The sequence below is a fragment of the Amphritea balenae genome, assembly GCF_003858655.1.
GTDB classification, from domain to species: domain Bacteria; phylum Pseudomonadota; class Gammaproteobacteria; order Pseudomonadales; family Balneatricaceae; genus Amphritea; species Amphritea balenae.
On record NZ_RQXV01000003.1, the window covers coordinates 1 to 14141 of the forward strand.

Below are 14141 nucleotides of genomic sequence, written 5' to 3' on the forward strand. Positions count from 1 at the left end.
GGATCATTTATTGAACTGAGAATCTCTTTTGTATGTTGAGCTGAACCATCATCAACAATGATCAGTTCAAGACTCTCAAAAGTTTGATTTAATACAGAATCTACAGACTGACGGATTAATTCTCCATCATTATAAGTCGTCATAATACATGAAAATTTCATTCGGCTATTCCGGTAAACGTACTTTAAACTCTTAATAACTATTTAATGCCAGAAAGTACTAGGTCATCCAACTCAAAAAGATTATCTCTGGATTCAAAGAAAAGGTGCAGACTAATACACTTAACGTCAGTCAATAGACCCCGGGACAAACTAAATGAGCTGGTATATTCTAATGATGCAACATCCATCTGGTGGGCATCATCTGCAAAGTGGTCATAAAAACCATTTTTATATGAAAAACGAAGGGCGGGGTGAACTTTCATCATTTTTGATGATTTCGCCCGATACCTGAGAAATATCGTGCGACAAGATAACCAGTCTGACTTACTCAGCTCCAAAGAAAGCTAAAGCCAGTCAACTTTTTCAGCTAAGTCTTCAAACTGTAATAAAAGACTGCGCTTTGGTCTAACCGACACTTTTCCTTTATTTTTATCAATGGAAACACGAATCCCCCTACAAATAGAAGCATCGGAGGTTGTTGTAACACTAGAAAATTTACTAAAAGGAGGCAAACTATAATTTACATACATAACAAATCATACCAATACATTTTCTTAAAAATTTAAATTAGACAAAATTCTTAAGAAAAAAATTAAAACTGTTTTCATCTAATCCAAAATTTTAAAAAAAACAACTTATTCATTTTATTTAAAATAAGCCGCCGACAGTATTATGAAGTCACTAATAACAAAAACAACTGACGAACAGCAAGATTTAAGATAAAAATCAGACCATCTTCCTTGACAACTATAAAAAATTCAACATCAAATAAACCTGTAAACACCCCCACTAAAAAAGAAGACATTTCAACATGAAATATCGGCACGATCTAAACTTGCCGCTATAAACATTTACACAACAAGAACCGGCACAACCCTAACAGTCTCCCCCTTTTTTGTATAGTCTACCACCTCTCATTATGTGTTCGTACTACATCTCAAGAATTGAAGTTCGCGCCCCTTTTTTTATATCAGACACATCTCGCTGTAGCTACGAAAATCTATTAACTAAGGAACCTGCAAACAAGCCACTTACGGCTTATCACGCTCTTTAGGCAAAGGTTTACAGAACGATTCAAGTTCAAGGCCATACTCATTATCGACAACGATCATCATATACAGGAACGTTCTCTGTCTTCTTGGCTTATATTCAACCACCCCGGATATTCATTCATATGGCTACGGTTCTGATAAACTACTAACCCCTTTCAGGGCCACTAACAGCAACAGACTCATCGGCCCGTTTAGCAGCACAAAAGGCCGATAATCCAGGATAAGTTTCAAGATCAATCAACTCCCGAAAACAAACCCAATCAAGAAAACAGAACAGGCAGATGGCAGGATAATTCCAGACGGAAAACAGACCCTCCACTACCGCCTGCTCCAATAACGGCATCGTCTGAGCAATCCGTTCTTTTTGCAAATTCAGAAGCAATACATCTGATTCAGTATCAAGATTTGATCTAGAGGCCATAAGCAGAATGATAAACGAGTCATTAACGGCATTGATCAGACTCAACAGGTTTTCCTGATCCCAACTCAACGGTTTCTTTTTTAGCTTTTCAGCAAGATAACGATGAATTACAGCAGAGTCATAAACCGTCTGCTGTCCGTCAACAAGCACCGGGACCTTCATAGCCGGAGAATAGGAAACCAACACCTCACGCCCTTCTGGCGCATAAATATTCAAATCTACAAATTCATAATTCTGCTCATCCAACAACAGGCGAATACGGCGTACATAGGGTGATACCGCTGATCCAATAAGCTTCATATAACTCTCCCGACAAGCCATTTAAAATATAGAGCAAACAAAAAAGCCATCAGAACGATGGCTTTCAATTTAATATCTATTCAGACACTTTCACTAGAATAAAAACGCCTTAATATTTGTGTTAATCCTACCGCGTCTTCACTCCCTGCAAGCTCACGTATCGAATGCATCGCTAGTTGAGGCACGCCAACATCTATGGTCTTAACCCCAAGCTCAGCTGCGGTAATAGGACCGATAGTACTGCCGCATCCCATATCGCTACGCACCACAAATGACTGCAAAGGGATCTCTTCCAACTGCGCAAAACGACGGAACATCGCTGCGGTTTCACTATTGGTTGCGTAACGTTGATTACTGTTCAGTTTAATTACGGCTCCGCCATTCATTCGTGGGCCGTGATTGCCATCATGCTTATCCACAAAGTTAGGATGCACTGCATGCGCATTATCGACTGAGACCATCATCGAGTTAGCAATCATTCGATTACGCGCTTCAGGCTCAGGTAACAGCCGTTCAAGCAACTGCTTCAGCATAGGCCCTTGCGCACCCACTGCGCTGGCGCTCCCCACCTCTTCATGATCATTACAAACCAGCAAAGCGCCCTGCTCAGTATCTGACTCAATCAGGGCTTGTAAACCGATAAAGCAACTCAGCAGATTATCTAAACGAGCAGAGGCAAAAAATTCATTATCCAGACCTATATAGGACGGTTTTTGCACATCGTAGAAACACAACTCATAGTCCAGTACCTGATCCACATCGGCAACATCCTTAGCCAGCAACTGTTGTTTAAGCAACTCGCGCAGATCAGCCTTACCGTCACCATGCAGCTGAGCCAGTATTGGTGGCAGATCCGTTTGCGGATTGATCGTACGGTCTTTATTGGCTTCCCGATCCAGATGTATCGCAAGGCTCGGAATAACGGCGATAGGCTGAACAAAATTAATCAGTTCGCTGCGCAATTCTCCGGATTCAGTTGAGTAGTTTACGCGGCCAGCTAGCGACAAGTCTCTGTCAAACCATGGGTTTAATAATGCGCCACCATAGACTTCAACACCGAGTCGTAAGCATCCCTGACGTACCGTTTCAGGGTTGGGCTTTACTTTCAGACAAGGACTATCAGTGTGAGCCCCCACCATCCGCATGCCTTCATCAGACAGCTCTCCACTGGCGGGCATATTCCAGGCGATTATTGACGATTCATTTCGTACGATAAAGTAACGACCCGCCGCCTTAACATGCCATCGGCTTTTTTCTTCCAGCTCAATATAACCCGCTTCCTGCAACCGCCCCCGCATCTCATACACTGCATGAAAAGGGGTTGGCGACGCCGCTAAGAAATCAAATAACTGCTCATTAAACTGCTGTTTCTGCATCATTTATCAGCCTCTTCCTCGGGCATAATCTGTATCAACTCAAGCTCAAACACTAAGGCTGAGTTTGCCGGTATTTGTGGGGTAGGACTTCTGGCGCCATAGGCGAGCTCAGAAGGAAGATAGATTTTCCAGTGAGATCCCGGCGCCATACTCATCAACGCTTCTCGCCACCCTTTAATAACACTGGCAACCGGAAATACCGGTTTATCGCTGTGCTCAGCTGAACTTTCAAATTCAGTGCCATCAACTAGCCACCCCGTATAACTGACCTGTACCTTATCAGGCATTCGCGGTGTGTCGCCCTGTGCCTCACTGATCACTTCATACTGTAAACCACTTGCGGTAACTACAACCCCATCGCGCAGTGCATTTTCTTCAAGAAATTTAACACCCTGCTTCTTAACATCATCATTCAGCGCTTTATCAAGTAACTCCTGGTGAAAGCGTTTTTGCTCTTCACTTTCACCACAACCACCAAGAATGACCACAAACAACGACAATACAACGACACTCAAGAATTTCATAATAGTTTAAACATCACCAGGTATGATTAATAAAAAGGGGTAAACCATTGATTTTACATCAGCACAGCAGAGGACTACACTCAGATATTCTGAGTTACGGAACCAAGCTGCTTCTTTGTCTGTCTCAGATCTTATACGTTGTAGCTAAACAGGAACATACAGCTTGATTCATATAACTTCCATCCGACATCTTCTGATTACTTCACTGCTATCAGGCTTTATTCTGACATCGCAGGTTAGCGCTAACGCTGTCTCCAGTTTGCAGCCGGAGCCCATCCATAATCAGACCATTCAGGATATAGTAAAGTCTCTCAATCAGGACCACTATAATGATATCGTACTGAATGACGAGCTTTCCGGTAAAATTCTGGACCAGTATCTTGAAGCGCTTGATCCTTCAAAAGCCTATTTTTATCACACAGATATTGAAGAGTTTCAGCAATTCAGAAATCAGCTGGATGACGAAATTAGAAACGGTACTCTGGATACCGCCTATCTTATCTTTAACCGGTTTCAGTTGCGCACAACCGAACGCCTTGAAAAGCTTATCACTACCCTTGAGGACCCAGCCTTTAAGACCAACTTTACGCTGGACGAAACCCTTGAAACTGACCGCTCGGAAAGCAACTGGCCTAGCAATGAAGCGTCAATGCAGGAGTTTTGGCGTAAACGTCTGAAAAGCGCCTTGCTAGGACTAAAGCTTGCTGACAAGACCATTGAAGAAGCCGAAGAAGTTCTGCTAAAGCGTTACCAAAGCCAGTTAGCCCGAGCCAGCCAAACCAATAGCGAAGATGTCTTTCAAAGCTACGCTAACGCCCTGACCAAGCAATTCGACCCGCACACTCAATATTTTTCGCCACGTAGGTCTGAAAATTTTAATATCAATATGAGCCTCTCTTTAGAAGGTATCGGGGCAGTACTTCAAAGCGAGAACGAGCACACCAAAATAGTACGACTGGTTCCAGCAGGCCCTGCTGATAAAGCCGGCCAGTTAAAGCCTGCAGATTTGATTGTCGGTGTTGGCCAGGGTGATGATGGTGAGATACAAGATGTTGTAGGCTGGCGTCTTGATGAGGTCGTAGCGCTGATCAGAGGCCCTAAAGGAACGATTGTTAAGCTTGAGATAATTCCAGCCGATGGCGAAGAAGGCCAGCATAAGATTATTCAGATTCGCCGCAATAAGGTGAAACTCGAAGAACAAGCAGCCCAAAGCCGCATAATCGAACTTCAGCATCAGGACAAGCCTTACAAACTGGGAGTCATCTCTATCCCTGCCTTTTATATAGACTTTGCCGCCCTGCAACGTGGCGACACCGATTATAAGAGCACAACCCGGGATACTGCGAAGTTGATAGAAGAGCTGAAGAGCCAGGACGTTGACGGTCTGATAATCGATCTGCGTAATAATGGTGGCGGTTCGTTACGCGAAGCCAACGAACTGGTGGGTTTATTCATTAGTCGAGGCCCTACCGTCCAGATACGCGATCCGGAAGGCAGGGTTAACATTATGGGCGACTCAGACCCCAGAGTTGCTTATAACGGCCCTATGGCCGTTTTAGTAAACCGACTCAGTGCATCTGCATCAGAGATTTTTGCCGGCGCCATTCAGGATTATCAGCGCGGCATCATCGTTGGCGGTCAAACCTTCGGCAAAGGCACGGTTCAAACACTATCACCCTTACGCCACGGCCAGATCAAACTCACCCATGCAAAGTTCTACCGTATCTCAGGTGAAAGCACCCAGAACAAAGGTGTCATCCCCGATATCAGTTTACCGACCCTTTATGATACAGAAGAGATCGGTGAAAGCGCACTGGATGGTGCTATGCCTTGGGATAAGGTCCATGAAATACCCCATCAGCGTTACATAAGTTTCACTTCTATCCTGCCTGAAATCAGCGATCGACACAGTGAACGACGTAAATTTGACCCTGATTTTTTGTATATGAACTCGCAGGTTCAACGATTAAATGAGAACAAAAAAGACAGACTGCTTTCGCTCAATGAAAAAACTTTGCAAGCAGAACGGAATGAATCTGAAAACTGGCTATTAGCTAAAGAAAATGAACGTCGTACGGCCAAGAAACTAGACAACATCAAAAAACTGTCTGATCTGGAAGAGTTGCTCGAAAAAGACTCCCAAGGCCGCACAATCAGTCCTGAAGCTGAAGCCTTACTCACCGAAACGGGCAGAGTACTGCTTGATATGATCGAGCTGACCGATAAATATATAGCTATCAAAAACTAATATTTACGGGTTTTTACATTGATGCAGCTAAGTAAAATGAAGCTTGCTCTACTGATCGGCGGCCCAGTGCTGCTGATCATCCTGATCGCTGCCGGTTACTTTATCTTTACCGGCATTTCACAACAACAGGAAGAGAATCGCCAAAAGGTCGAAGGCTTTGGTGAAATGGTAATCCCTGCTGATTCCCAAGCCTCCAGCGTGGCAACAGACCCAAAACTAAACCCCAGTATCGGCCGCAAGAACATGACGCCTACCCAGCGGGTAATAGCGACGCTGAAACAAGAGCGCGAAAGCATGCTTGAAGAAGCCATTACCATGCGTGAGGAAATTATCAGCCTCAAGAGCCAGGTCGCTGAGCTGGAAGATTATAAGCGCACCAATGAGCGCTATGCACCTCACACCTTTAACGAAGAAGTGTCTACCGTTCACACCCGTATGAAGCAGTTACTGGCTACCCGGGAAGAATCAAAACGCTTCAACCGTAATCAGTTAAAAGGCATGGCTGCGGCAGCTGCAAAAGAATACCGCCGCTTTCTGACCATGCATAAACTGGTGCTTGAACAACATCAGATAGACAAAGTCGTTAACAATCACCTGCCTGTATACGCCTACTGTATCGGCGACGGTATTGATGTTGCCGCCAACAATCGCACCGAAGAGCTGTTGATAGTCGAATACTTTAAAACCGATAAAACAGAACTAATGAATAACCGTCTTAAGAGCGACCTGAAAGCCATTCTGACCCCTTGTCAGGAGCTATTTGCCAATCGTATGAGCTTCCTTACCGGTCAATAGCAATTAAGCCCTACAAGGCCTTTTCGACTGAGGCCTTACAGGGCTTTTCGCCTGTATCTATAATGTAGAAGTTCTGTGAAACCTTAATTGTCATTATCACTACGTACAGCAGCAACGATAAAGACTATTATTAGAACCCCTTTAATTGTGTAGACGCTAAAGACGCCATATTAAGCTGACCAATTCCCTGCCTAAGCAGATAAGCTGCTCTCTTCTATAATGATTCAATAACCAAATCAGAGTGTTACACTCCTTTGATATCTAAAAACAGATTTAGGACTGATCATGAAATTTGCACCTAGTCTCTTTGTAAGCCTGATACTATGCCTCGCACCTATCTCAGGAGTATCCATTTCTGCACATGCGGCCACACAAAGCGAAATAGAAGAAGCGATCGAATTGTTGCGCAACTCGTCAAGCGGATTAGTCGATAGCTATAACGATACTGAGGTTAAACAGATCCTCAGGGATGAGGGTTACGGTTCGGTTAGAATCATAGAACAGGGTGAAGTCCGCTTTAAGGCCGATGGCAAAGTCTATGTTCTCTACATCCACAAAGACGGAGACATGCACCTTTACTTTGGCTCCACCGATATGAATCTTAACTTTGAAAATATCAATGAATGGAACCGCACGACTCGCTTATCTCGCGCTTACCTTGATGAAGAGATGCATACAGCACTAGAAACAGATCTACTGGCCAATGCAGGTATCAATAAAGAGATGATTATCGAGATGATCAAAGTATTCATCCAAACTTCTGTCCCCCGTTTTATTGAGTTTGCTAAAGAAAATAGCCAAAACTAACACAAAAAAACCGTCCCCCGACGGTTTTTTTTAATCAGCTTTCTTGCTTTGCACGACGCTTTTTACTCAAGAACATTAACGGCAGCAGCATCAAACCAAACATTGATAACAATGCTAACCAAAATTGCCATCCCGTTAGACCTGACAATGTCGACTCTGACGTTTTTTGTTTTTCTGTGTCGTTGTTACCAGCCATTGTTGACGGAAGGCTATCAAGCCCCTGCCCTGCACCAGAACCATTATCTGCCAGAATCACAGCTGTACCCACCTCAGCGTAATCTCTTGCAACAGCTGGCTTTTCTTTTCCTTCACCTGTGGCATTATCACCGGCCGAAGCCAAGCCAGAGGAATTCACCGAATCACCTGAACCTGAGCCAGAGCCACCTGATCCTGAACCACCTGAACCAGAACCTCCTGAACCAGAACCGCCTGAACCAGAACCGCCTGAACCAGAACCACCTGAGCCAAAGCCACCTGAACCAGAGCCACCTGAACCAGAGCCACCTGATCCTGAACCACCTGATCCTGAACCACCTGATCCTGAACCACCTGATCCTGAGCCACCTGATCCTGAACCACCTGAGCCAGAGCCGCCTGAGCCAGAGCCGCCTGATCCTGAGCCACCCGATCCTGAGCCACCCGATCCTGAACCACCTGATCCTGAACCACCTGAACCAGAACCTCCTGAACCAGAACCTCCTGAACCAGAACCTCCTGATCCAGAACCACCTGAACCAGAACCACCTGAACCAGAGCCACCTGAACCAGAACCGCCTGAGCCACCTGAACCGCCCGAACCGCCTGAACCGCCTGAACCACCCGAACCACCCGAACCGCCCGAACCGCCCGAACCGCCTGAACCGCCTGAACCGCCTGAACCGCCTGAACCGCCTGAACCGCCTGAACCGCCTGAACCGCCTGAACCGCCTGAACCGCCTGAACCACCCGAACCACCCGAACCGCCCGAACCGCCTGAACCGCCTGAACCGCCTGAACCGCCTGAACCGCCTGAACCGTCTGAACCGCCTGAACCGCCTGAACCGCCTGAACCGCCTGAACCGCCTGAACCGCCTCCATTTGGAAGCCCTGTGGTAATTTGAGCAACAGAGTCACCTACAGCATCACCTAACTGTGCAAACGCGCTAACAACCACTCCCGCAATCAGAGCCCCTGCTAAAACATACTCAACAGTAGTAACTCCCCTTTGCTTCCTGCAAAACTGCAACATTGACCTCACCCCATAACTCTAAGGTTCTTTAAGCCTAGTCAGCAATTCCGCAACGAGCAAAAACCATTACTCATAAAAAAACCGCCTTTCGGCGGTTTATTCATAATGGTTTAAATCACTGAATGACATAATCTATATAATCATCTTCATCCAGCTGATCATCGGTGATTTCAAACCAGTCCAATACTGAGGCCCCAGCTTCTTTTACCGACTCTCTGCGACCAGTAATAAGCGGATGCCAATCGGGCAGATCTTTTCCTTCATGGATCAAACGATAAGCGCAGCTTGGCGGTAACCAGTGAAACTCTTTTACATCTTCCGGACGCAACTTCACGCACTGAGGTACTAAAGAGCAGCGCTCCTCATATTTAGTGCAAAACAGCGTTTCAAAATCCAGCAAGTGACAGACCACACTGGTGTAATACACCTGACCGGTATCTTCATCTTCAAGCTTATGCAGACAACAGAGAGAGCAGCCATCACAAAGTGACTCCCACTCATCAGAAGACATCTTCTGCAAAGGCTTTGAACGCCAAAAGACCTCATGGGCCATTAACGAACTCCGGTTTCAGGACGATCAGAATGCAGATCCAGCATATAATCGTCTTTAGCTGGCGGCATTTGCAGGAAATAGCCTTTTTCACGGATATCCTCCAAAACCTTATCCGCCTCAACTCTGGCCATCTCTTTTTCCGGCGTCAGCAACATATCAAACACATGTATCGGCGCACCAAACATCTTCAATAGTGGCTCAGGAACACGCTTTAACTGCTCCGCCTTATCGACATAGATATACATCTCATCTTTCTTAGAGCTTTTAAACACACTACAAATCTTTTTCATAACATCTCTGCTTTATTAACCAGCACTTTAAGCTCTGATAACAAAGCCTCGCCAATAACTTCTTTACGCCAACCGGATAAACTCGGCGGCAAACTATACTGCCCATCTTTTTCAGTGCGAATAAGCGCATCCAGATCTTTTTTGCGCAATAACACCTCAGGTGCAATATCAAGCTCTTCAGCTTTTGCCCGCGATAGCGCTTTAAGCGCCTTAAGCGGTTTATTCCATTTATAACTTAATGGGCGTTGAATCGGTGCCGGCGGTTTCGCCAGCGCAGACTGAGCAGCCATTTTAAGATAGCCCAGAATCACCTCGCCATCCTGGCGTACCTGACTGCTTCTGATATCTTTAACCCGGGATAGCGCCTGGGTTGTGGCCGGCCAGTTATTCACTATCTCCAGCAGTGTTTGATTACGCAACACCCGGTTGCGGGGTACATCACGCTGCCGGGAGATCCTCTCACGCCAAGCGCTAAGGTCACGCAGTGCAGCCATTTTTTCAGGCGGTAACTTCCAGGCCTGACTGAAACGCTGATAATATCGCACACCATCAGGATCAGTATCCGGAGTCTGGTCCAATAGCTGTTGAGCTTCTTCCTGCATCCAGCTATACATGCCACGCTGCTCAAGCTCAGCCACCTGCTGTTGACACAAGGCCGGCAGATAAGCGACATCCAGTGCAGCATAGCGTTCCTGAGATTCTGTTAGCGGACGTTGCAACCAGTCTGAGGTTGTCTCACCCTTATCTAACTGTACACCCAACGCATGCTCTACCAATCGCTGATACCCCATGGAAAAACCCCAGCCTAAAAAGCCGGCGGCAATCTGAGTATCGAAGAAAGGCTTTGGCAGCTCGCCAAACATATAGAAAAACAGTTCCAGATCTTCGTTTCCCGCATGTAGTACTTTAAGCAGGTTAGGGTTACGAAACAATTGCACCATGGGTGCATAATCTTCAATCTGAAGCGGGTCTATCAGGTAACAGGCCTTATCATCGGCAACCTGAATCAAACCGGGGATCGGGTAAAAAGAATCTACCCGAATAAACTCTGTATCCAGCGCTATCAGCGGTAACGACTGCCACTGCTGACAGTAGTGTGCTAACGTTTCATCATCGGTAATCCATACCGGCTGATCAGCAGTACTCTCCAGAGCTTTCCAGTTATAAGGTTCAGTCATTACACTCTCAAATATTCCGCCTAACGAGCTTACAAACTGAGCCAGCTAAGCAATCGGTTAACAATTAACTCAGTTTAACGCCCGGCGTCCCGCCAAGGCATGTGCCAGCGTACCGCCGTCAACATACTCCAACTCACCACCCACAGGCACCCCATGAGCGATACGAGTCACTTTTATATCCAGATGCTTAATCTGTTCAGCAATAAAGTGAGCTGTAGCCTCACCCTCTACAGTAGGGTTAGTGGCTAAAATAAGCTCGCTAATCTGACTGGATTCAAGGCGTTCGAATAACTTATCCAGACCCAGATCATCAGGACCAATACCGTCGATAGGTGACAGGTGTCCCATCAGGACAAAATAGCCTCCATTGAAACCACCGGTTTGCTCGACTGCCAACATATCAACCGGGGACTCAAGCACACATAGCTTATCAACATCACGCCGCGTGTCGGAACAAATCTCACACAGCTCAGCTTCAGACAGAGTACGACAGCGACTACAGTGGCCGACCTTTTCAGCCGCTGCTACCAAAGCTTGAGATAAATGTTCAGCACCATCCCGGTCACGCTCCAACAAATGAAAAGCCATCCGCTGCGCTGTTTTCGGTCCGACACCCGGCAGGCAACGAAAAGCTTCTATCAAATCCTGAATCAGAGGACTAAAAGACATAAAGTTATAAACCTCAGAACGGCATATTGAAGCCTGGAGGCATAGCCATACCGCCAGTCACTTTAGCCATCCGTTCCTGGGTAGTACTTTCTACTTTACGTACCGCGTCATTAACTGCAGCAGCCAACAGATCTTCAAGGATCTCTTTATCTTCTTCCATCAGGCTGTCATCAATTGCAACACTGCGAACATCGTGTCGGCCATTCATTACAATTTTTACCAGGCCAGCACCGGACTCTCCGGTTACTTCAGCTTTAGCGATCTCTTCCTGCGCTTTTTGCATATCAGCTTGCATCTTCTGAGCCTGCTTCATCAGGTTGCCCATGCCACCTTTCATCATCAATTTACCTCTCTATTTTTAATCAATCGGTTGTACCGATTCCAGATCGATACGACCCGAAAATCGTTCGATCACAGTTTGCACGACAGGATCAGTCTCTATCGACTGTACTGCCAACACCTGACGCTCTGCTTTCTTACGAGCGCGATACTGGCTTGGCGTTTCCCGACTAAAATCACCTAAGTTGAATGTTACCTCAACCGGGCTATTAAAATAATGGCCGATAGCTTCAGAAATACGACCGGTATGGGTCTCATTTATCAGAGCCTTCTGCTCGGCTGTATAATGGAACAACCATCCAGCTTCAGTTGACTCCAGTGAAGTATTCGCCGCGATGCTATAGGTCATTCCGGTCAATCCGATCAGATCAACCAACAACACCCACTGCTCAGAGTTAAACTCACCCAGGTTCTGACTTACCTCAACGAAGGGATTACAGACACTAAGCTCATCAATAGAAGCCGCAGCAGTAACACTACTGTTAGTATTAGTAACCGTTGCCGTAGTCGCAACCAGCCCAGGAGCGGTCTCTACTGCAACTTGCTCAGTCTGTGCCGGAGTCGCAGCAAGCACTTCAGATTGAGTCGGTTCTGCGTTCTCAGAATAGACTTCCGCTTCTGGCAAAGACTCAGCCTTGATCACTGTCTCAACAGCTGGCGAGTTATCCTCCCAGGGCAGATCAACCGGCGGTGTAAGTTGCTCCGATGAAACAGGGGCTGGCCCCGCAACACTCTGCGGGTTTACTGCCGGTTCAGACTTTTTTTCAGGCAGGTCCTCATAGCCACCCTGCATATATGATTCATCATATTGTGGTGGCTCTTCTTGAGGTGCTGCCTGAGGACCTGTCTGAGGTACTATTTGAGGAGCAGCCTCTTGGCGAGGCATACCCGGAGGCGAAGAGGGTTGAGGGGCTAATTCAGGTGCAGCAGGCTCTTCATCTGCTGTAGGCTTTGCTATAGGCGACTCAACAGCCGGGGAATCGACAACGGAGGATTCAGCCTCTCCTGTCTGCGCTACCGGGGCAACGTCAGCTGCATTGTTATCCGGAGATGAAACCGTTACCGGCTCACTCAGACCCTGGCTACTTACCGAAGCGGGACGGAAAGCCAGCATACGCATCAGCACCATCTCTAACCCTTCCCGGGCATCGGGCACAAACGGCAGATCTTTACGCCCCATCAACGCAGTCTGATAAAACAGCTGAACATCTTCAGCGGTCAGCTTCGCAGCCAACTCCAGCACCAGTTCTTTATCACCCAACCCGGTATCAACGGCATCTGGCACAATTTGCGCCAGTGCAATCCGGTGTAGCAGGCTAATAAGATCACCCAGCACCGTATTATAATCCGGTGAAAAGCGAGACAAGTCATCTACTGCAGTCAACAGTTCACGGCCATTATGTTCAGCCAGACAATCAACCAGACGATAAACCAGGCGCTGATCAATAGTACCCAGCATCGCCCGAACATCAGCTTCGACAACTTCACCGGCACCGAAAGCGATCGCCTGATCGGTCAGACTTAATGCATCACGCATTGAACCGTCGGCCGACCGGGCCAACAGCCATAGGGCCGGCTCTTCAAAGGGGATATTCTCCGCTTCAAGAACCCGTGCCAGATGCTCAACAATTCGCTCAGGAATCATATTCTTGAGATTAAACTGCAGACAACGTGACAATATCGTCACCGGCAGTTTCTGCGGATCAGTTGTCGCCAACAGGAACTTAACATGTGGCGGTGGCTCTTCCAGGGTCTTCAGCAAAGCATTGAAAGAGTGCGTAGACAGCATGTGCACCTCATCAATGAGGTAAACCTTAAAGCGCCCATGGGTTGGCGCGTATTGCACATTTTCAAGCAGCTCGCGGGTATCTTCAACCTTAGTCCGCGATGCCGCATCGACCTCAATAAGATCGACAAATCGTCCCTCACTGATCTCCCGACAAGCAGAACACTCACCACAGGGGGTAGAAGAAACACCTGTTTCACAATTAAGTGACTTAGCAAATAACCGGGCGATCGATGTCTTACCTACCCCACGGGTACCGGTAAACAGGTATGCATGGTGCAGCCGATCATCGTCAAGAGCATTAACCAGCGCTTTAAGCACATGCTCCTGCCCGACCATTTCCTGAAATTTTGCGGGACGCCATTTTCGCGCCAGAACCTGATAACTCATCGCTGTTGATCTACATCAGAAGGG

16 protein-coding genes are annotated in these 14141 nt (G+C 46.8%); 4 read left to right on the forward strand and 12 right to left on the reverse strand.

Annotated elements, in window-relative coordinates; all coding sequences use genetic code 11:
• On the reverse strand, positions 1–161 hold a 161-nt coding region (locus EHS89_RS21565), incomplete at its 3' end, for a glycosyltransferase family 2 protein (RefSeq protein WP_124925356.1).
• Between the two features lie 154 nt (positions 162–315).
• Here EHS89_RS21565 and EHS89_RS21045 point away from each other — a divergent pair.
• On the forward strand, positions 316–453 hold the full coding sequence (locus tag EHS89_RS21045; RefSeq protein WP_170167433.1) for a hypothetical protein: 138 nt from the start codon (positions 316–318) through the stop codon (positions 451–453).
• Positions 454–1358: 905 nt separating this feature from the next.
• On the opposite strand, the gene EHS89_RS06595 is transcribed toward EHS89_RS21045, so the two are convergent.
• The 3 genes from EHS89_RS06595 to EHS89_RS06605 form a co-directional block, all read right to left on the reverse strand.
• Positions 1359–1934 carry a glutathione S-transferase family protein gene (locus tag EHS89_RS06595; protein ID WP_124925357.1) on the reverse strand — a complete coding sequence of 192 codons (576 nt, stop codon included), beginning with the start codon at positions 1932–1934 and terminating at the stop codon, positions 1359–1361.
• An 80-nt stretch (positions 1935–2014) separates the two neighbouring features.
• Positions 2015–3310, reverse strand: coding sequence for a M18 family aminopeptidase (locus EHS89_RS06600; RefSeq protein WP_211340307.1), 1296 nt, complete (start codon positions 3308–3310; stop codon positions 2015–2017).
• Positions 3310–3834, reverse strand: coding sequence for a BamJ family beta-barrel-assembly machinery protein (locus tag EHS89_RS06605; RefSeq protein WP_124925359.1), 525 nt, complete (start codon positions 3832–3834; stop codon positions 3310–3312). The genes EHS89_RS06600 and EHS89_RS06605 overlap by 1 nt, the downstream gene beginning before the upstream one ends.
• A 163-nt stretch (positions 3835–3997) precedes the next feature.
• Between EHS89_RS06605 and EHS89_RS06610 the strand changes: the two genes are divergently transcribed.
• From EHS89_RS06610 to EHS89_RS06620, 3 genes are all read left to right on the forward strand, one after another.
• Complete coding sequence (locus tag EHS89_RS06610) at positions 3998–6082, forward strand: carboxy terminal-processing peptidase (protein WP_124925360.1); 2085 nt, start codon at positions 3998–4000, stop codon at positions 6080–6082.
• 21 nt (positions 6083–6103) lie between these two features.
• Positions 6104–6877, forward strand: a complete 774-nt coding sequence (locus EHS89_RS06615) for a hypothetical protein (protein ID WP_124925361.1) — start codon at positions 6104–6106, stop codon at positions 6875–6877.
• A 285-nt stretch (positions 6878–7162) separates the two neighbouring features.
• A complete protein-coding gene (locus tag EHS89_RS06620; RefSeq protein WP_124925362.1) occupies positions 7163–7684 on the forward strand; it encodes a YbjN domain-containing protein in 522 nt (173 codons plus the stop codon).
• A 34-nt stretch (positions 7685–7718) separates the two neighbouring features.
• On the opposite strand, the gene EHS89_RS06625 is transcribed toward EHS89_RS06620, so the two are convergent.
• The 8 genes from EHS89_RS06625 to dnaX all read right to left on the reverse strand — a co-directional run bounded on the left by EHS89_RS06625 (position 7719) and on the right by dnaX (position 14117).
• Positions 7719–8039 (reverse strand): hypothetical protein, encoded by a 321-nt coding sequence (locus EHS89_RS06625; RefSeq protein WP_170167434.1) that lies wholly within the window; start codon positions 8037–8039, stop codon positions 7719–7721.
• Complete coding sequence (locus EHS89_RS21050) at positions 8036–8788, reverse strand: DUF4573 domain-containing protein (protein ID WP_170167435.1); 753 nt, start codon at positions 8786–8788, stop codon at positions 8036–8038. Before EHS89_RS21050 ends, EHS89_RS06625 begins: the two co-directional genes overlap by 4 nt.
• Before the next feature lie 239 nt (positions 8789–9027).
• Positions 9028–9465 (reverse strand): YcgN family cysteine cluster protein, encoded by a 438-nt coding sequence (locus tag EHS89_RS06640; protein WP_124925364.1) that lies wholly within the window; start codon positions 9463–9465, stop codon positions 9028–9030.
• Complete coding sequence (locus EHS89_RS06645) at positions 9465–9755, reverse strand: YcgL domain-containing protein (RefSeq protein ID WP_124925365.1); 291 nt, start codon at positions 9753–9755, stop codon at positions 9465–9467. Before EHS89_RS06645 ends, EHS89_RS06640 begins: the two co-directional genes overlap by 1 nt.
• A complete protein-coding gene (rnd, locus tag EHS89_RS06650; RefSeq protein ID WP_124925366.1) occupies positions 9752–10933 on the reverse strand; it encodes a ribonuclease D in 1182 nt (393 codons plus the stop codon). Before rnd ends, EHS89_RS06645 begins: the two co-directional genes overlap by 4 nt.
• 69 nt (positions 10934–11002) lie before the next feature.
• Positions 11003–11602, reverse strand: a complete 600-nt coding sequence (gene recR, locus EHS89_RS06655; protein ID WP_124925367.1) for a recombination mediator RecR — start codon at positions 11600–11602, stop codon at positions 11003–11005.
• A 13-nt stretch (positions 11603–11615) separates the two neighbouring features.
• Positions 11616–11942 carry a YbaB/EbfC family nucleoid-associated protein gene (locus EHS89_RS06660; protein ID WP_124925368.1) on the reverse strand — a complete coding sequence of 109 codons (327 nt, stop codon included), beginning with the start codon at positions 11940–11942 and terminating at the stop codon, positions 11616–11618.
• Positions 11943–11960: 18 nt separating this feature from the next.
• On the reverse strand, positions 11961–14117 hold the full coding sequence (gene dnaX, locus EHS89_RS06665) for a DNA polymerase III subunit gamma/tau (RefSeq protein ID WP_124925369.1): 2157 nt from the start codon (positions 14115–14117) through the stop codon (positions 11961–11963).
• Positions 14118–14141 lie beyond the last annotated feature (24 nt).

What these genes read in the sequence shown, in the direction of transcription:
- EHS89_RS21045 (WP_170167433.1), top strand. Translation starts at nt 316, where the DNA reads ATGAGCTGGTATATTCTAATGATGCAACATCCATCTGGTGGGCATCAT.
- EHS89_RS06660 (WP_124925368.1), bottom strand. Translation starts at nt 11,942, where the DNA reads ATGATGAAAGGTGGCATGGGCAACCTGATGAAGCAGGCTCAGAAGATG.
- dnaX (WP_124925369.1), bottom strand. Translation starts at nt 14,117, where the DNA reads ATGAGTTATCAGGTTCTGGCGCGAAAATGGCGTCCCGCAAAATTTCAG.
- EHS89_RS06620 (WP_124925362.1), top strand. Translation starts at nt 7,163, where the DNA reads ATGAAATTTGCACCTAGTCTCTTTGTAAGCCTGATACTATGCCTCGCA.
- rnd (WP_124925366.1), bottom strand. Translation starts at nt 10,933, where the DNA reads ATGACTGAACCTTATAACTGGAAAGCTCTGGAGAGTACTGCTGATCAG.
- EHS89_RS06615 (WP_124925361.1), top strand. Translation starts at nt 6,104, where the DNA reads ATGCAGCTAAGTAAAATGAAGCTTGCTCTACTGATCGGCGGCCCAGTG.
- recR (WP_124925367.1), bottom strand. Translation starts at nt 11,602, where the DNA reads ATGTCTTTTAGTCCTCTGATTCAGGATTTGATAGAAGCTTTTCGTTGC.
- EHS89_RS06600 (WP_211340307.1), bottom strand. Translation starts at nt 3,310, where the DNA reads ATGCAGAAACAGCAGTTTAATGAGCAGTTATTTGATTTCTTAGCGGCG.
- EHS89_RS06640 (WP_124925364.1), bottom strand. Translation starts at nt 9,465, where the DNA reads ATGGCCCATGAGGTCTTTTGGCGTTCAAAGCCTTTGCAGAAGATGTCT.
- EHS89_RS06595 (WP_124925357.1), bottom strand. Translation starts at nt 1,934, where the DNA reads ATGAAGCTTATTGGATCAGCGGTATCACCCTATGTACGCCGTATTCGC.
- EHS89_RS06605 (WP_124925359.1), bottom strand. Translation starts at nt 3,834, where the DNA reads ATGAAATTCTTGAGTGTCGTTGTATTGTCGTTGTTTGTGGTCATTCTT.
- EHS89_RS06645 (WP_124925365.1), bottom strand. Translation starts at nt 9,755, where the DNA reads ATGAAAAAGATTTGTAGTGTGTTTAAAAGCTCTAAGAAAGATGAGATG.